The following is a 15236-nucleotide window of genomic DNA, read 5'->3' as shown; positions in this document are numbered from 1 at the left end:
CCGTCGTCCGTTTCCATGAAGGATCTGCTGGCGTCCTGCGCGTCGGCGGCGGCCGTGTCCACGCCGCCGTGCGAGCCGTCGGCGGTGGCGGTCGCCGAAGCGGGGGCGGCCGAGGCCGCCGAGGGCGGGGAGGCCGGGGGGCTGGAGTCGCGGCGCGAGCGGGAACAGAGACGCGACGCCGCGCGGGAGCGCGACGCCGCGTAAGCGTGAGGTCGACGAGCTACGGGACGTCCACGAGCTGCGGGACGACGGCGAGCTACGGGACGACGACGACCTTGGAACCGACCGTCGCGAACGTCCACATCGCGTTCCCGTCCGCCACCTTCATCCTGACGCCGCCCGTCTTCAGCGTGGGGTCGGGGCTCGACAGCGTGCCGTCCACGGCCGCGCTGAAACCGATCGCGACATCGCCGACGAGCGCGAACCGCACGACATGCTCGATCCGTACCCCGTCCGAGCCCGTGACCGATCCCGACCGCGAGGTCACCTGATACGAGCCGGGTTCGGGGTTGACGGTGCTCGGCATGACCGGGAAGGTCCGCGTCACCCGGTTCTTCTCCACCAGCCACACGCGCCGGTCGGCCAGTGCGTAGACGACCCGTTCGCCCTCGCCCGACTCCGCGGGCAGGGCAAGCGGGTCCTTGGGCTTCTGCGCGGGGGCCCCGGCGGCGCCGGAGGGGGCGGTACGGGGTGCCTTGGGCTTGGCGAGGGCGTCGGGAACATGCGCCGACGCCTGGTAGGCGAGGAAACCGACCACGGCGACGGCAGCCGCGGTGAGCCCGGCCACGATTCCCGAGCTGCTCCTGGACACCTTGATCCACCTCTCGTACGTATGACTCCGTGGTGACGTTAGCAGCAGGCGGCTGACGGGGCTGGGCGCCGTGCCTTGGGGCCGGGAGCCGTAGGCTGTTTGCGTGCTTCTGCTCGCCGTTGATACCGCCACGCCCGCCGTCACCGTCGCCCTCCACGACGGCAGCTCCGTCCTGGCCGAGGAGAGCCAGGTCGACGCGCGCCGCCATGGGGAACTGCTGCTGCCCGCCGTCGACCGGGTCCTCGCCGGGGCCGGACTGAAACTGGACGCGGTCACGGACGTGATCGTCGGCGTCGGCCCCGGTCCGTACACCGGACTGCGCGTCGGCCTGGTCACGGCGCTGACCTTCGGCTCGGCGCTCGGGGTGCCGGTGCGTGGGCTGTGCACGCTGGACGGGCTCGCGTACGCCTCCGGGGCCGAGGGCCCCTTCGTCGTCGCGACGGACGCGCGGCGCAAGGAGGTCTACTGGGCGCGGTACGCGGACGCCCGCACCCGGCTGACGGAACCGGCCGTCGACCGGCCCGCCGATATCGCGGAGGCGGTCGCGGGACTGCCCGCCGTCGGCGCCGGGGCGCTGCTCTACCCCGACACCTTCCCGGACGCCCGCGGCCCCGAGCACCAGTCGGCCGCGGCGCTCGCCTCGCTGGCGGCGGAGAGACTGGCCTCCGGCGGGGAGTTCCTGCCGGCGCTGCCGCTCTATCTGCGCCGGCCCGACGCGCAGGTGCCCAAGAACTACAAGGTGGTCACGCCGAAGTGACGGACGCGACTGATGCGGCTGACGGGACCGCGGCCGAGGTGGTCGGAGCGGCCGGGGCGGCGGCTCCCGCCGTCGTCCTGCGCGAGATGCGCTGGTGGGACATCGAGCCGGTGCTCGCGCTCGAACGCGAGCTCTTCCCCGAGGACGCCTGGTCCCCGGGCATGTTCTGGTCGGAACTGGCCCACGCGCGCGGCCCCCGGGCCACCCGCCGCTACGTGGCGGCCGAAACGACGGAGGGCGGGGGCGAGGGCGCGGGCGGGAGCGGGGGCGGGGGCGGGAACGCGGGCGGGAGCCGCCGGATCGTCGGCTACGCCGGGCTCGCCGCCGCCGGGGGACTCGGCGACGTACAGACCATCGCCGCCGCCGGCGACCACTGGGGCACCGGCCTCGGCTCCCGGCTGCTCACCGATCTGCTCCAGCACGCCACCGCCTTCGAGTGCGAGGAGGTGCTGCTCGAAGTGCGGGTGGACAACCTCCGCGCACAGCGGCTGTACGAGCGGTTCGGCTTCGAGCCGATCGGATTCCGGCGCGGCTACTACCAGCCCGGCAATATCGACGCGCTCGTCATGCGCCACCACGTGAAGACCCATCAAGGAACTGAGACCCATGGCTGACGAACCCCTCGTCCTCGGTATCGAGACCTCCTGCGACGAGACCGGCGTCGGGATCGTCCGGGGGACGACCCTGCTCGCCGACGCCATCGCGTCGAGCGTCGACGAGCACGCGCGCTTCGGCGGTGTGGTGCCGGAGGTCGCCTCCCGCGCGCATCTGGAGGCGATGGTTCCGACGATCGAGCGTGCGCTGAAGGAGGCGGGGGTCTCCGCGCGCGATCTGGACGGGATCGCCGTGACCGCGGGTCCCGGCCTCGCGGGCGCCCTGCTGGTGGGGGTCTCGGCGGCGAAGTCGTACGCGTACGCGCTGGGCAAGCCGCTGTACGGGGTGAACCATCTGGCCTCCCACATCTGCGTCGACCAGCTGGAACACGGCCGGCTGCCCGAGCCGACCATGGCGCTGCTGGTCAGCGGCGGCCATTCGTCGCTGCTGCTCGCGCCGGACATCACGGCCGATGTGCGGCCGATGGGCGCGACGATCGACGACGCGGCGGGCGAGGCGTTCGACAAGATCGCGCGGGTGCTCCAGCTGGGGTTCCCGGGCGGCCCGGTGATCGACCGGCTGGCGAGGGAGGGCGACCCGTCCGCGATCGCGTTCCCGCGCGGACTGACCGGGCCGCGCGACGCGCCGTACGACTTCTCCTTCTCGGGTCTGAAGACCTCGGTGGCCCGCTGGATCGAGGCGAAGCGGAACGCGGGCGAGGAGGTGCCCGTGCGGGATGTGGCGGCCTCGTTCCAGGAGGCGGTGGTCGACGTACTGACCCGGAAGGCCGTCCGGGCCTGCAAGGACGAGGGCGTGGACCATCTGATGATCGGCGGCGGCGTCGCGGCCAACTCCCGGCTGCGCGCGCTCGCCCAGGAGCGCTGCGAGCGTGCGGGCATCCGGCTGCGGGTGCCGCGCCCGGGGCTGTGCACGGACAACGGTGCGATGGTGGCGGCACTGGGCGCGGAGATGGTGGCGCGCGACCGGCCGGCGTCGGACTGGGAGCTGTCGGCGGACTCGTCGCTGCCGGTGACGGAGCCGCATGTGCCGGGGCAGGCGTATGACCACCAGCACCAGCACCAGCACGATCACGACCATGTGCATGAAGTGGCGAAGGACAATCTGTACTCATGACGGTCGCGCTGATGTGGGAGGCGAAAGCGGCGCCGGGCCGGGGCGCGGAGCTGCTGGAGTGGGCGCGGGCGCGGGAACTGCCGTACGCCCCCCTCCGCCGTGAAGTCCTGCGCGCCCCCCAGGACCGCGTCCTGGTCATCACCTGGTGGGACGCCGGCTACGACGCGGATCTCCCCGAACTCCCCACCCCACCCCCGGACCTCCTCGCCCGACCGCCCCACCGCTGGCGCTTCGAGTCGGTCGCGGCGGAATAGGCGGTGGCGGGCCGGGCCTCGTTGTTCAGTCCGCGAGCAGCGCCGAGGTGTCGAGGGACGGGTAGGGCGCCGGCAACGGCAGCGTGCGGCCCAGTTCCACCTCGACTTTGGTGGCGTAGTGCGCGGTGGCGGGGTCGTCACCCGGTACCGAATCGGCGTCTCGGACGCCTCCTCGATCGCGATCAGTAGATCGATGGGGTCCTGCATCGGCTTTGCCACCGGCTCGGTGATGGGGTCGGCGCTCATCGCTGTCCCTCCCTGTCTCTGATGCCAGGCTATGCCCGTATCGGGTGCCCCAGCGGGATGCTCGGGTACGTACACACATGCCGTTGGCACTTCGGTCGGATTCCCCCGAAAGGAATTCCCGGCGTGTGTCGATCCTGGGGCCTCTCCTTCGACGTAAGGGTGAGTGGCGGGCAACAGCCCGCCGTACACACCGAGGAGTCACGATGCCGCGCTATCTGTCAACGGTCAGCAGCAGCGAGAAGGACGCGCCCGCCGGTGGGCCCAGCCCCGAGCTGATGCGGCGCATGGGCGAGTTGATCGAGGAGATGACCAAGGCCGGTGTGCTGCTCGACACCGCCGGGCTGACGCCGTCCGCGCAGGGCGTGCGCTTCCGGCAGAGCGGCGGGAAGCTCAGTGTCACCGATGGGCCGTTCACCGAGGCCAAGGAGGTCATCGGCGGGTACGCGATCGTGCAGGCCAAGGACAAGGAGCAGGCCATCGAGTGGACCCGGCGCTTTGTGGAGATCCACGGGGATGAGTACGACATCACCGTCGAGCTCCGGGAGATCGCCGAGCCGTAAGCCGTAAGCCGTAAGCCGCGTGAGACGTAAGGCGCATGAGACGTAAGGCGGCGCCCGAGCGTCCGGGGTAACGGCGTCAGGTCGCGGGCGCGGTCCCGGCGGGGGGCGGGGCCGCGGCCTGTACGGGGGCGTTGATGATGGCCGTCAGGATCTTGCGGGCGGCGTCGAGTTGCGCGATGGCCTCATTGATCCGGTCGAGCTCCACGGACAGCCCGGGGACCAGTTCCGGGCAGCCGGGCGCCAGGACGGCCCCTTCCTCGACCTCGACCATGCAGGGCAGTACCTCGGCGATCACCGCCGTGCCGAGCCCGGCCGCGAGCAGCGTGCGGATCCGCCGCACGCTCGCCACGTCGGTCTCGTCGTACTCGCGGTACCCGCTCGGCCGGCGCACCGGGCGCAGCAGCCCCTGCTCCTCGTAGTAGCGGAGCGCCCGTTGGCTGACCCCGGCTCTCCGGGAGAGTTCTCCGATACGCATATGGCCCCCCACCAGCAGGAGTTGACTCTCACGCCGACGTGAAGGTTTAGCTTAACCGCCATGACGACGACGGAACCGAATACCGCGAACCGCACACCCGTCACGATCCTTGGCCTCGGCCCGATGGGCCGCGCCCTGGCCGGCGCCTTCCTGAAGAACGGCCACCCGACGACCGTATGGAACCGCTCGGCCGGAAAGGCCGGCGACCTGGTCGCCCGGGGCGCCGTCCTCGGGGACACGGTCGCCGACGCGGTGGCGGCCAGTCCCCTCACGCTCGTATGCGTCATGGACTACGACGCCGTACACGCGCTCCTCGCCCCCGCCACGGCCGCGCTGAAGGGGCGCACCCTGGTGAACCTGACCACCGACTCACCGGACCGGGCCCGTGAGACGGCCGCCTGGGCCGCCGGACACGGCATCGGCTATCTCGACGGATCGATCATGACCCCGACCGGGACCATCGGGGAATCCGCCGCCCTCGTCCTCTACAGCGGACCGGAGGAGCTGTACGAGACCCACCGGCCCGCCCTGGCGAGCCTCGGCGGCACCGCGAGCTTTCTCGGTACGGATCCCGGCCGGGCGGCGGCGCACGACGTGGCCCTGCTCGACCTCTTCTGGACCGCCATGAGCGGCGTCGTCCACGCCTTCGCGCTGGCCGCGGGGGAGAACATCGGGGCGACGGACTTCGCCAGGTACGCCAAGGGCATCAGCGGTCTGCTGCCCGGCATCATGGACACCTTCGCGCGCCATATCGAGGAGGGCCGCTTCCCGGGCGAACAGTCCAACCTCCTCTCGGCCGCGGTGGGGATGGACCACATCATCGACGCCGCACGGGCCCGCGGCCTCGAAACCGGGGTGCTCAGCGCCGCGCGGGACATCGCCCGGCGGGCCATCGACGCCGGACACGGTGGCGACGGCTACTCCCGGCTGGCCGAGGTCCTCGGGAGGCCGGTCGCCGCCGCGAAGTGACCCGGTGGAGTGACCTGGTGAGATGACTGAGTGGAAGCGAGCCGGTGAAGCGACCGGTCAGGGATCCTTCGCGCGGGGATCTTCCGGGGACGCGGGGCCGCCGCGCTCCATGAGCAGGCGTTCCAGACGGTCGAAGCGTTCGTGGAGTGCGCGCGTCTCCTCCGAGACCCCCGCCTTCCCCTCGTGCTCCGCGCGCTCGACGGCCAGCGCCAGCTGACGCGCGTGGCGGGCGGCCCCGCCGACGAACCAGGTGGCGACGGACGCCGTCACGATGCTGAACACGGAGATCCCGGAGAGCATCACCACAGCGGCGATGACACGCCCCGGCGCCGTGACGGGATACAGGTCCCCGTACCCCACGGTGGTCGCCGTCTCGATCGACCACCACAGAGCGAGGGGAAAGGACGTGATGGTCGCGTGCGGCGCCGACACCTCGAACGGGACGATGATCCAGGAGCCGACCAGCAGGATCACGACGACGGCCAGCGCGGCCCACACAGCCGCCCGCACATGCAGTCGCTGCCAGCGCTCATTGCCCAGCAGCCATCGCAGCAGGTACGCGAAGGACAGCGGCGGCATGGGCGGACCTCGTTCGGCTCGATCGCCCCGAAACTACCCGGGCACGCCCCGCCCGGACCGTCTGACACTCGCGGGCTCCGACAGCGTCCTGGACGCGTTGCGCAACCTGGTCGGGGAGTGCCCAGGCCGGCCGCGCCCGGGCAGGTCGTGTCCAGGTCCGGGCAGGGCGCGGCTGAGGTGGTGCGGGAGGCGACGCGCGGTGGTTGTGTGGAAGGAGCGGCGGCCGGCACCGCCCGGCCCCCGACTCCCACCAGGCCCTTCCCCCCCCCCACCCCTCCTCCCACCCTTCTTCGATCGTCAAGGAACACAGCGATGACGCACGTCCCCACCATCACACTCGGCGACGGGCTCGTGGTCGGCGCGCTCGGCTACGGAGCGATGGGTCTGTCCGATGTCTACGGCCCCGCCGAGGAGTCGGAGTCCCTGGCCACCCTGCACCACGCGCTCGACCGGGGCGTGACGCTCATCGACACGGCCGATGTGTACGGCGCCGGACAGAACGAGCGCCTGGTCGGACGGCTCCTCGCCGAGCGGCGCGCGGAAGTGACCGTGGCCAGCAAGTTCGGCATCGTCCTCGGCGAGTCCGGCATGGGTACGGAGGGGATGACGACGCGCGGTGACGCCGCGTACGTACGGGCCGCCGCGGACGCGAGTCTGGAGCGGCTGGGTGTCGACACCATCGACCTCTACTACCTGCACCGCCGCGATGTCTCCGTCCCCGTCGAGGAGACGGTCGGGGCCATGGCGGAGCTGGTCGAGCGGGGCAAGGTCCGGCATCTGGGGCTGTCCGAGGTGACCGCCGACGAGCTGCGGCGGGCACACGCCACGTATCCGATCACGGCCGTGCAGAGCGAGTGGTCGCTCTGGAGCCGCGATGTGGAGCGGGCGGTGGTGCCGACGGCGGCCGAGCTGGGCGTGGGGTTCGTGCCGTACTCGCCGCTGGGGCGAGGGTTCCTCACCGGCACGCTCACGGACCGGGCCGCGCTGGCAGGTGACTGGCGCGCGGGGCTGCCGCGCTTCTCGGGGGACGCCTTCGACCGCAATCAGGCCGTCGTACGCGCGGTCCAGGGCATCGCGGCCGAGCTGGGCGCCACCCCCGCGCAGGTGGCGCTGGCCTGGCTCCGTGCGCAGGGGGAGCGGTTCGGACTGCCGTTGGTGCCGATCCCTGGTACGCGGCGGGCCGCCCGGGTCGACGAGAACATCGGTTCGCTCGGTGTCGTCCTCGACGCGGAGCAGTTGGGACTGCTGAGCGGGCTGGCCGAGGGAGTGGTGGGGCGCCGCTCGGACAACGACGACCCGAACTGGGTGTCGGACACCCGTGAGTGACGGGGGCGCGGACCTGGTGAACATCAGCTCCGTCGCGGGACGGGTGGCCACCGCCGGAGCGGCGGTCGACGAGATGCTGATCAGGCCGACGGAACAGGTCTGACGGAACGGGCCTGCGCACAGCCGTGCGCGGGGCCAGGACCTCGCCGGGCACCGCGTCGGACCCCGCTCCGACGACGCCCGTCCGCACCGCTACCCTCTGGCGAATGATCAGCCGCGCTCCGCTGCCGCCGCCCCCGCCGCCCCAGGAGCCGGGCCCGTGGCCCGACCACGCCGCGCGGCTCGCCGAGCGGGCCGGGACCATGGTGGAGCTGAGCAGACGCGGTCTCTCCCTCGGACGGCTGGTGGCGCTCTGGCTGACGGGAGCGCTCGCCGTGATCGGCTGGGCGGCCGTGGGGACGGCGATACAGAGCTTCGAGGGGAGCGGCCTCGGTCTGATGACCGGAGTGGTCGCGCTGGGCCTCGCGGCGGTCCTCCTGATCCCGGCGGCGGTCGGGGTCGGCTTCTGGCTGAGTCGGGGCCGGGTCATACGGGAGCGGCTGGACGCCTGGGCGCGGTCCGTCCCGGAACCCGTGACGGACATACGGCTGGGGGCGCACCGGCGGTCCGTGATGTGGCTGCTGCCCTCGGTGCTGATGTGTCTGGTGGGGGTGTGGGTGACCGGCAGGGCCCTGGCCGAGGCGGCGAGCGCGGGCGCGGTCGGCCGGGAATCGGTCACGCTGGGTGAGATGGCGTACGCGCTGGGGCTCGGCGGGACCCTCCTGGCGACAGGTCTGCTCGGGCTCGTCCCATCGGTCAGGCATCAGTGCTGGTCAGAGCGTTTGATGAGATCCGTGCCGGTCCGCGGGCGCGGGGGCGCCCACCGCTGAGGCCGGTCCTACCGTGTCCGTCCTATGCTGAAGAGGGAACGCATGCGCCATTCAGGGTTAAGGGGCGGCGGATGGAATGGATTTGGTGGATATTCGTCTTCTTCATCGTGGGCGGCTTCGGCTGGATCGCCGACACCGGCCGCACAGCGCTCCGAACCCGGCACGAACGAAGTATTGAGCGCTTCAAACTCCAGGAGCACGAGCGGCTGGCCCTTGAACAGGCCAACAAGCCCCCGGAGCCGGTCTGCGGCTGCACCCACCATCTGGCGAAGCACGACAAGCAGGGCAAGTGCCACGAGGACGTGGAGGTGCCGATGGAGTGGGACGAGAACAAGAAGCCCCTGCGGTACGAGCGCCGGCAGTGCAACTGCCAGCAGTACATCGGCCCGCGGCCGCTGTCACAGATCTACGCGGACGAGCTGACGGACCTGGACTGACGGCGGCCCATCGCACTGCTCGCGGGTCGTGTCGCCGCCAACGACCGCCGTTGGCCGCTGCGAACCCCCGCCGCTCGGCGCCGCCAACACCCGCCGTTCGGCGGCCTATTGCGCCGGGTGGCCGATCAGCATCGTCGGGGCGCCCGCGACCCTGGTGAGGAAGACCGTCGCCGCGTTAGGGCCCTTGAGCTTGAGCCGGCGGCGCAACTCCTCGGGCTCCACCGCCGAGCCGCGCTTCTTCACGGTCAGCACGCCGACCTCGCGTTCACGCAGCAGGGCCTTCAGCTTCTTGAGCCCGAAGGGGAGTTGGTCGGTGATCTCGTAGGCGGTGGCGAACGGGGTGGGGCGCGCCTCGTCGGCCGTGATGTACGCGATCGTCTCGTCGAGCAGTCCGCCGGCCAGGTCTTCGGCGACCTCGGTGACCAGATGCGCGCGGATGACGGCGCCGTCCGGCTCGTACAGGAAACGGCCGACCGGGCGGACGGGCGGGTCGGGCAGACCGCGGCCGGTGAGTGTGGCGCCGGACGGCAGGAGGGTGGCACGGCGCGTACCGGGGACGACGGCCTCCGGGCCACCGTGCCCGCGCCCATGGCCGCGCCCATGGCCGTGCCCGTGCCCGTGCCCGTGCCCGTGCCCGTGCCCGTGCCCGTGCCCGTGCCCGCGCCCGCGCCCGTGCCCGCGCCCGTCCTCGCGCCGGTGCCAGAGCACCGCTTCCTTCACGTCGCCACTGTCCGAGATCCACTCGGCCTCGAAGTCGTCGGGGATCAGTTCGTGCGGGATGCCGGGCGCGATCTTGACCGCGCCCGCGCCGGTCCGCCGTACCGCCTCGACCGCCCAGGACAGCGGCGGTGAGTACGCCTCCGGATCGAAGATCCTGCCGCGGCCGCCACGCCGCGCGGGGTCGATGAAGAGGGCGTCGGCCCCGGTCGTGTCGTACTCCAGGACATCCGCCCGGGTCACCGTCACGGGGGGAGCATCCGGCGCCAGGGTGCGCACATTGGTGAGGGCGATCTCGCAGGTCAGCGGGTCGAGATCGACCGCTGTCACGGCGAGTCCCGCGCGGGCCAGTTCGATCGCGTCGCCGCCGATGCCGCAGCAGAGGTCCGTGACCCCGGAGCCCGGTGCGAGGGCGCGGAACCGGGCGGCCCGGTGGGCGGCGACGCTGCCGCGCGTGGCCTGTTCGACGCCGTTCGGCGTGAAGTACATGCGGTACGCGTCGTCCGCGCCGAACTTCGCCACCCCGCGCTGTCGCAGCCGTGCCTGCGCCAGCGCCGCCGACACCAGCTCGGCCGGGTGCTCACGGCGCAGCCGGGTGGCGAGGGCGAGCTCCTGGGCCGGGTCGTGGTCGCGCAGTTCGGCGAGCAGCGCCTGCCCCTCGGCGGTAAGGAGGGGTGCGAGGAGCGGCGTGGAAGGAGCCGGTACGGGAGCGGGCGAGGCGGGGGAGGGGGCGCGGTCGGTCACCCGCCCCATTGTGGGCCAGCCGGGGGACGGTACGCGTCGGGGCGGCGGTGTCGGGCGCGCGCGGGCTGCGCGCGCTGACAGGATGCGACGCCATGCAGCTAGTACGACAAAAAGAAGAGATGATCACACAGGCCGCATATCGCACACCGGGAACCGTACGATGGCGCGGCCGTACGGTTCTGGTCGCGCTGCTGGTCGCCGCCCTCGGCTCGGGATGTGCCGCCCGGTCCGACGAACCCGCGCAGCACGCGCCCGGCACGCCCGCCGCCGGGAAGCCGGGCCAGCCGGGCCAGCCGGGCCAGGCCGCCGCCCCCGGGGCGCCGGGCGAGCAAACGGCGGCCGAACTGGACGCCCTCTACGCACCCGAGAACGTACGCCGCGCCCAGGCCGCGCGCGCCGTCGCCGCGAAGAAGTGGGGGCTCGCGAGCACTCCCCTGGCCGCGCCCAGGCCGCCCGCCGTCAAGCCGACGATCAGCACCCGCGAGGGCTTCGAGGTCGAGGGCGGCGAGGATCTGCCGCCGCTGTTCACCACCGTCCCGGTCGACGGCAAGAAGGTCGTCTTCCTGACGATGGACGACGGCTCGGAGAAGGACCCCGAACTGCTGCGGATGATGAGCGAGCTGAAGATCCCCTACACCGCCTTCCTCAGCGATTACGTCATCAACGACAACTACGGCTACTTCGGGCAGATGCGGGACCGCGGGGTCGCCATCCAGAACCACACCCTCAACCACCCGTACATGCCGGGTCTGTCGTACGAGGAGCAGCGGCGGGAGATCTGCGGCCAGCAGGACCTGCTGGAGAAGAACTACGGGAAGCGGCCCACGCTCTTCCGGCCGCCGTACGGCAACTACAACGCCGACACGCTGCGCGCCGCGAAGGACTGCGGGATCAAGGCCGCCCCGATCTGGGCGTCCGAGGCGTTCCCCGACCACATGGAGTGGCGCGAGTGGGACCGGGACATGCACCCCGGCGACATCATCCTGACCCACTTCCGCGGGCGGGACGAATGGAAGGGCTCCATGCCCGACATGATCCGCCATGTGATGAAGGTCGTCACCGACAAGGGGTACGCCGTGGGCAGGCTGGAGGACTACGTATGAAACCCGCGCACCGGCTGCTGGCCGGGGTGCTGGCAGCCGGTGCGCTCCTCGCGGCCGGCTGCGCGCAGTCGGCCGGCGCGATGGACCCGATGGACCCGATCGAACGGCTCGGCCGTAAGGCGGCGCAGCGGGTGAACCCCCATGACTCCGGCCCGCCCCGGGTGCCCGTGCCGCTGCCGGGGCCCGGACCAGGGGCGGGGTCGGGATCGGCGGGGTCGGGATCGGCGGCGGCGAGTCCGGGGCCGGGAGCGGGGTCGACGCCCGGGCCTCCGTCCGCGTCCCCGTCCGCGCCGGGTGCTCCCGTACGCCCCGTCTGCGGGCTGCACGAGATGTCGCCCGCACCACCGCCCTCGCCGCCGTTCCCGCCGTCCCCGCCGTTTTCCACGCCCACGCCGCCGTCGCCACCGCTCCGGCACTGCCCGTCCGTCCTGCCCGAGTCGTACGAAGGCGAGGGCGAAGGGGCGGCCGGGGGCCCGGTCGAGGGGGCCGGCCCGTAAGGAACCCCGGCCCCCGGAGACGCGTTTCCATAGCGAGAAAAGATCCGCCACGACCGCGCTCATTGGCACTCCGCTTGACCGAGTGCTAATCGCGGTCATAGTCTCGGGTCTGGCACTCCCCACTGGAGAGTGCCAAAGCGCGACTGACAGGTCCGGCACCCGCGACGACGGATCTATCTGGTCGCCACCCTCAGACAGTTAACCCCGTGAGATCTCCGAAGGGGGAGGTCGGATCGTGACGACCGCCAGCACCAAGGTTGCCATCAAGCCGCTTGAGGACCGCATTGTGGTCCAGCCGCTCGACGCCGAGCAGACCACGGCCTCTGGCCTGGTTATCCCGGACACCGCCAAGGAGAAGCCCCAGGAGGGCGTCGTCCTGGCCGTGGGCCCGGGCCGATTCGAGAACGGCGAGCGGCTTCCGCTCGACGTCTCCGTCGGCGATGTCGTCCTGTACAGCAAGTACGGCGGCACCGAAGTGAAGTACAGCGGCGAGGAGTACCTCGTCCTCTCGGCTCGCGACGTTCTCGCGATCATCGAGAAGTAATTCACCTAATTGCTTTTGGACTGCGCCCCTGGCCCCCCTGCGATTGCCGGGCGGACAGGGGCGCAGTTCATTGAGAGGACAGAGAAGCTCCCATGGCGAAGATCCTGAAGTTCGACGAGGACGCCCGTCGCGCCCTTGAGCGCGGCGTCAACAAGCTTGCCGACACGGTGAAGGTGACGATCGGCCCCAAGGGCCGCAACGTCGTCATCGACAAGAAGTTCGGCGCCCCCACCATCACCAACGACGGTGTCACGATCGCCCGCGAGGTCGAGATCGAGGACCCGTACGAGAACCTCGGCGCCCAGCTGGTGAAGGAGGTGGCGACCAAGACCAACGACATCGCGGGTGACGGCACCACCACCGCCACCGTGCTGGCCCAGGCGCTGGTCCGCGAGGGCCTGCGCAACGTCGCCGCCGGCGCTTCCCCGGCCGCCCTGAAGAAGGGCATCGACGCCGCGGTCAAGGCCGTGTCCGACGAGCTCCTCGCGACCGCCCGCCCGATCGACGACAAGTCCGACATCGCCGCCGTCGCCGCGCTCTCCGCCCAGGACGAGCAGGTCGGCGAGCTGATCGCCGAGGCGATGGACAAGGTCGGCAAGGACGGTGTCATCACCGTCGAGGAGTCCAACACCTTCGGTCTGGAGCTGGACTTCACCGAGGGCATGGCCTTCGACAAGGGCTACCTGTCCCCGTACATGGTGACCGACCAGGAGCGTATGGAGGCCGTCCTCGACGACCCGTACATCCTGATCCACCAGGGCAAGATCGCCGGCATCCAGGACCTGCTGCCGCTGCTGGAGAAGGTCATCCAGGCGGGTGGCTCCAAGCCGCTGCTGATCATCGCCGAGGATGTCGAGGGCGAGGCGCTCTCCACCCTCGTCGTCAACAAGATCCGCGGCACGTTCAACGCCGTCGCGGTGAAGGCCCCCGGCTTCGGTGACCGCCGCAAGGCCATGCTCGGCGACATCGCCACCCTCACCGGTGCGACCGTCATCGCCGAGGAGGTCGGCCTCAAGCTCGACCAGGCCGGTCTGGACGTGCTGGGCTCCGCCCGCCGCGTCACCATCTCCAAGGACGACACGACCATCGTCGACGGTGGCGGCAACTCCACCGACGTCGCGGGCCGGATCAACCAGATCAAGGCCGAGATCGAGTCCACGGACTCCGACTGGGACCGCGAGAAGCTCCAGGAGCGCCTCGCGAAGCTGGCCGGCGGCGTGTGCGTGATCAAGGTCGGCGCCGCCACCGAGGTGGAGCTGAAGGAGAAGAAGCACCGTCTGGAGGACGCCATCTCCGCGACCCGCGCCGCGGTCGAGGAGGGCATCGTCTCCGGTGGTGGCTCCGCTCTGGTGCACGCCGCCAAGGTGCTCGACGGCAACCTCGGCAAGGAGGGCGACGAGGCCACCGGTGTCGCGGTCGTCCGCCGCGCCGTCGTCGAGCCGCTGCGCTGGATCGCCGAGAACGCCGGTCTTGAGGGCTACGTCATCACCTCCAAGGTGTCGGAGCTGGACAAGGGCCACGGCTTCAACGCCGCGACCGGCGAGTACGTCGACCTGGTGAAGGCCGGCGTCATCGACCCGGTCAAGGTCACGCGCTCCGCCCTGGAGAACGCCGCGTCCATCGCCTCGCTGCTGCTCACGACCGAGACCCTGGTCGTCGAGAAGCCGGCCGAGGAAGAGGCCGACGCGGGTCACGGCGGCCACGGCCACAGCCACTGAGGTGTAGTGGTCGTCCGGCCGGACGAACGCACCGAGGCCCGGTACCCCTCCGCGGGGGTACCGGGCCTCGTGCGTAACCGCCAACTACCGCCAACTACCGCCCGCTGCCGCCTACTGCGGGCCGTACTTGCGGCCCGTCTTCGAGGTGATCCCGCCGAGCAGTCCGCGCGGAGCCAGCTTCACCGCTCCCATCAGCGCCTTGTAGCGCGGATCCGGTACGGACACGGTCTTCCCGCGCGCCAGGTCCACCAGCGCGGCGGCCACCAGCTTGTCCGCGTCCAGCCACATCCAGCCCGGGATGTTGTCCGTGCCCATCCCGGCCCGCTCATGGAACTCGGTCCGCACGAAACCGGGGCACAGCGCCATCAGCCGTACGCCCGTCCCGGCCAGATCCCGCGCCACGCCCTGGGTGAACTGCACGACCCAGGCCTTCGAGGCGCCGTACGTCCCGCGCGGTACGAACGCCGCCACCGACGCCACATTGACGACCCCGCCCCGGCCGCGCGCCCTCATCCCGGGGACCGCCGCCGAGGTCAGCCGCAGCACCGCCTCGCAGTGCACCTTCAGCATCGTCAGCTCGTCGGCCATCGAGACATCGAGGAAACGTCCCTTGTTGCCGAACCCCGCGTTGTTGACCAGCAGATCGACCGGCTGCTTCCGGTCCGAGAGCCGTTTCTCCACCGAGGCGATCCCGTCGTCGGTGGAGAGGTCGGCGGTCAGCACCTCGGCCTCGATGCCGTGCCGGTCGTGCAGTTCGGTGGCCTGGACCCGCAAACGCTCGGTGTCGCGGGCCACCAGGACGAGATTGTGCCCGTCCGAGGCCAGCCGCCGAGCGAAGGCGGCGCCGATCCCCGCCGTCGCGCCGGTAATCAAAGCAGTCGTCATAGGCAGGCACGTTAGTG

The 15236-nt window shown here is 71.5% G+C and carries 19 protein-coding genes; 14 read left to right on the top strand and 5 right to left on the bottom strand.

Annotated features, from left to right (window positions below):
• Positions 1 to 15 precede the first annotated feature (15 nt).
• On the top strand, positions 16 to 204 hold the full coding sequence (locus ACFRMN_RS03345; protein WP_383012530.1) for a hypothetical protein: 189 nt from the start codon (positions 16 to 18) through the stop codon (positions 202 to 204).
• Between the two features lie 52 nt (positions 205 to 256).
• Here ACFRMN_RS03345 and ACFRMN_RS03340 read toward each other — a convergent pair whose 3' ends face one another.
• The gene (locus ACFRMN_RS03340) at positions 257 to 811 is read right to left on the bottom strand and encodes a L,D-transpeptidase (protein ID WP_383012527.1); all 555 of its coding nucleotides are present in this window, start codon (positions 809 to 811) and stop codon (positions 257 to 259) included.
• 103 nt (positions 812 to 914) lie between these two features.
• Between ACFRMN_RS03340 and tsaB the strand changes: the two genes are divergently transcribed.
• The 5 genes from tsaB to ACFRMN_RS03315 all read left to right on the top strand — a co-directional run bounded on the left by tsaB (position 915) and on the right by ACFRMN_RS03315 (position 4356).
• Positions 915 to 1568: a tRNA (adenosine(37)-N6)-threonylcarbamoyltransferase complex dimerization subunit type 1 TsaB gene (tsaB, locus tag ACFRMN_RS03335; RefSeq protein ID WP_383012524.1), complete on the top strand. Its 654-nt coding sequence runs from the start codon at positions 915 to 917 to the stop codon at positions 1566 to 1568.
• A gap of 86 nt (positions 1569 to 1654) precedes the next feature.
• The gene (locus ACFRMN_RS03330) at positions 1655 to 2182 is read left to right on the top strand and encodes a GNAT family N-acetyltransferase (protein ID WP_383013026.1); all 528 of its coding nucleotides are present in this window, start codon (positions 1655 to 1657) and stop codon (positions 2180 to 2182) included.
• Positions 2175 to 3296: a tRNA (adenosine(37)-N6)-threonylcarbamoyltransferase complex transferase subunit TsaD gene (tsaD, locus tag ACFRMN_RS03325; RefSeq protein ID WP_383012521.1), complete on the top strand. Its 1122-nt coding sequence runs from the start codon at positions 2175 to 2177 to the stop codon at positions 3294 to 3296. The genes ACFRMN_RS03330 and tsaD overlap by 8 nt, the downstream gene beginning before the upstream one ends.
• Positions 3293 to 3550: a hypothetical protein gene (locus ACFRMN_RS03320; RefSeq protein ID WP_383012518.1), complete on the top strand. Its 258-nt coding sequence runs from the start codon at positions 3293 to 3295 to the stop codon at positions 3548 to 3550. Before tsaD ends, ACFRMN_RS03320 begins: the two co-directional genes overlap by 4 nt.
• Positions 3551 to 3999: 449 nt before the next feature.
• Positions 4000 to 4356: a YciI family protein gene (locus ACFRMN_RS03315; RefSeq protein WP_383012515.1), complete on the top strand. Its 357-nt coding sequence runs from the start codon at positions 4000 to 4002 to the stop codon at positions 4354 to 4356.
• Positions 4357 to 4432: 76 nt separating this feature from the next.
• Here the strand turns inward: ACFRMN_RS03315 and ACFRMN_RS03310 are convergent, their stop codons facing one another.
• Positions 4433 to 4831: a MerR family transcriptional regulator gene (locus ACFRMN_RS03310; protein ID WP_383012512.1), complete on the bottom strand. Its 399-nt coding sequence runs from the start codon at positions 4829 to 4831 to the stop codon at positions 4433 to 4435.
• Positions 4832 to 4891: 60 nt separating this feature from the next.
• Between ACFRMN_RS03310 and ACFRMN_RS03305 the strand changes: the two genes are divergently transcribed.
• A complete protein-coding gene (locus ACFRMN_RS03305; RefSeq protein WP_383012509.1) occupies positions 4892 to 5800 on the top strand; it encodes an NAD(P)-dependent oxidoreductase in 909 nt (302 codons plus the stop codon).
• Positions 5801 to 5857: 57 nt separating this feature from the next.
• Here ACFRMN_RS03305 and ACFRMN_RS03300 read toward each other — a convergent pair whose 3' ends face one another.
• Positions 5858 to 6379 (bottom strand): potassium channel family protein, encoded by a 522-nt coding sequence (locus tag ACFRMN_RS03300; protein ID WP_383012506.1) that lies wholly within the window; start codon positions 6377 to 6379, stop codon positions 5858 to 5860.
• A 312-nt stretch (positions 6380 to 6691) separates the two neighbouring features.
• On the opposite strand from ACFRMN_RS03300, the gene ACFRMN_RS03295 reads away from it, so the two are divergent.
• The 3 genes from ACFRMN_RS03295 (at position 6692) to ACFRMN_RS03285 (ending at position 9011) form a co-directional block, all read left to right on the top strand.
• Positions 6692 to 7705, top strand: coding sequence for an aldo/keto reductase (locus ACFRMN_RS03295; RefSeq protein WP_383012503.1), 1014 nt, complete (start codon positions 6692 to 6694; stop codon positions 7703 to 7705).
• Between the two features lie 206 nt (positions 7706 to 7911).
• A complete protein-coding gene (locus ACFRMN_RS03290) occupies positions 7912 to 8574 on the top strand; it encodes a hypothetical protein (protein WP_383012500.1) in 663 nt (220 codons plus the stop codon).
• A gap of 71 nt (positions 8575 to 8645) precedes the next feature.
• Complete coding sequence (locus ACFRMN_RS03285) at positions 8646 to 9011, top strand: hypothetical protein (RefSeq protein ID WP_383012497.1); 366 nt, start codon at positions 8646 to 8648, stop codon at positions 9009 to 9011.
• A 105-nt stretch (positions 9012 to 9116) separates the two neighbouring features.
• On the opposite strand, the gene ACFRMN_RS03280 is transcribed toward ACFRMN_RS03285, so the two are convergent.
• On the bottom strand, positions 9117 to 10481 hold the full coding sequence (locus ACFRMN_RS03280; protein WP_383012494.1) for an SAM-dependent methyltransferase: 1365 nt from the start codon (positions 10479 to 10481) through the stop codon (positions 9117 to 9119).
• An 83-nt stretch (positions 10482 to 10564) separates the two neighbouring features.
• Here ACFRMN_RS03280 and ACFRMN_RS03275 point away from each other — a divergent pair, with 83 nt between their 5' ends.
• From ACFRMN_RS03275 to groL, 4 genes are all read left to right on the top strand, one after another.
• Complete coding sequence (locus ACFRMN_RS03275) at positions 10565 to 11575, top strand: polysaccharide deacetylase family protein (protein WP_383012491.1); 1011 nt, start codon at positions 10565 to 10567, stop codon at positions 11573 to 11575.
• Positions 11572 to 12072 carry a hypothetical protein gene (locus tag ACFRMN_RS03270; protein ID WP_383012489.1) on the top strand — a complete coding sequence of 167 codons (501 nt, stop codon included), beginning with the start codon at positions 11572 to 11574 and terminating at the stop codon, positions 12070 to 12072. Before ACFRMN_RS03275 ends, ACFRMN_RS03270 begins: the two co-directional genes overlap by 4 nt.
• Before the next feature lie 235 nt (positions 12073 to 12307).
• Positions 12308 to 12616, top strand: a complete 309-nt coding sequence (groES, locus tag ACFRMN_RS03265) for a co-chaperone GroES (protein ID WP_023539274.1) — start codon at positions 12308 to 12310, stop codon at positions 12614 to 12616.
• A 92-nt stretch (positions 12617 to 12708) separates the two neighbouring features.
• On the top strand, positions 12709 to 14334 hold the full coding sequence (gene groL, locus ACFRMN_RS03260) for a chaperonin GroEL (RefSeq protein ID WP_383012486.1): 1626 nt from the start codon (positions 12709 to 12711) through the stop codon (positions 14332 to 14334).
• Positions 14335 to 14445: 111 nt separating this feature from the next.
• Here groL and ACFRMN_RS03255 read toward each other — a convergent pair whose 3' ends face one another.
• Positions 14446 to 15219, bottom strand: coding sequence for an SDR family NAD(P)-dependent oxidoreductase (locus ACFRMN_RS03255; RefSeq protein ID WP_383012483.1), 774 nt, complete (start codon positions 15217 to 15219; stop codon positions 14446 to 14448).
• Positions 15220 to 15236: the final 17 nt, after the last annotated feature.

This window comes from Streptomyces sp. NPDC056835 (genome assembly GCF_042789485.1).
Classification (GTDB): domain Bacteria; phylum Actinomycetota; class Actinomycetes; order Streptomycetales; family Streptomycetaceae; genus Streptomyces.
The sequence above is the reverse complement of the archived record's forward strand: the minus strand, read 5'-3'. Positions and strand labels throughout refer to the sequence as shown.

Bases quoted from the DNA above. Each gene is read 5' to 3' on its own strand.
- ACFRMN_RS03345 (WP_383012530.1), top strand. From the start codon at position 16: ATGAAGGATCTGCTGGCGTCCTGCGCGTCGGCGGCGGCCGTGTCCACG.
- ACFRMN_RS03330 (WP_383013026.1), top strand. From the start codon at position 1,655: ATGCGCTGGTGGGACATCGAGCCGGTGCTCGCGCTCGAACGCGAGCTC.
- tsaD (WP_383012521.1), top strand. From the start codon at position 2,175: ATGGCTGACGAACCCCTCGTCCTCGGTATCGAGACCTCCTGCGACGAG.
- ACFRMN_RS03320 (WP_383012518.1), top strand. From the start codon at position 3,293: ATGACGGTCGCGCTGATGTGGGAGGCGAAAGCGGCGCCGGGCCGGGGC.
- ACFRMN_RS03315 (WP_383012515.1), top strand. From the start codon at position 4,000: ATGCCGCGCTATCTGTCAACGGTCAGCAGCAGCGAGAAGGACGCGCCC.
- ACFRMN_RS03310 (WP_383012512.1), bottom strand. From the start codon at position 4,831: ATGCGTATCGGAGAACTCTCCCGGAGAGCCGGGGTCAGCCAACGGGCG.
- ACFRMN_RS03305 (WP_383012509.1), top strand. From the start codon at position 4,892: ATGACGACGACGGAACCGAATACCGCGAACCGCACACCCGTCACGATC.
- ACFRMN_RS03300 (WP_383012506.1), bottom strand. From the start codon at position 6,379: ATGCCGCCGCTGTCCTTCGCGTACCTGCTGCGATGGCTGCTGGGCAAT.
- ACFRMN_RS03295 (WP_383012503.1), top strand. From the start codon at position 6,692: ATGACGCACGTCCCCACCATCACACTCGGCGACGGGCTCGTGGTCGGC.
- ACFRMN_RS03290 (WP_383012500.1), top strand. From the start codon at position 7,912: ATGATCAGCCGCGCTCCGCTGCCGCCGCCCCCGCCGCCCCAGGAGCCG.
- ACFRMN_RS03285 (WP_383012497.1), top strand. From the start codon at position 8,646: ATGGAATGGATTTGGTGGATATTCGTCTTCTTCATCGTGGGCGGCTTC.
- ACFRMN_RS03280 (WP_383012494.1), bottom strand. From the start codon at position 10,481: ATGGGGCGGGTGACCGACCGCGCCCCCTCCCCCGCCTCGCCCGCTCCC.
- ACFRMN_RS03275 (WP_383012491.1), top strand. From the start codon at position 10,565: ATGCAGCTAGTACGACAAAAAGAAGAGATGATCACACAGGCCGCATAT.
- ACFRMN_RS03270 (WP_383012489.1), top strand. From the start codon at position 11,572: ATGAAACCCGCGCACCGGCTGCTGGCCGGGGTGCTGGCAGCCGGTGCG.
- groL (WP_383012486.1), top strand. From the start codon at position 12,709: ATGGCGAAGATCCTGAAGTTCGACGAGGACGCCCGTCGCGCCCTTGAG.
- ACFRMN_RS03255 (WP_383012483.1), bottom strand. From the start codon at position 15,219: ATGACGACTGCTTTGATTACCGGCGCGACGGCGGGGATCGGCGCCGCC.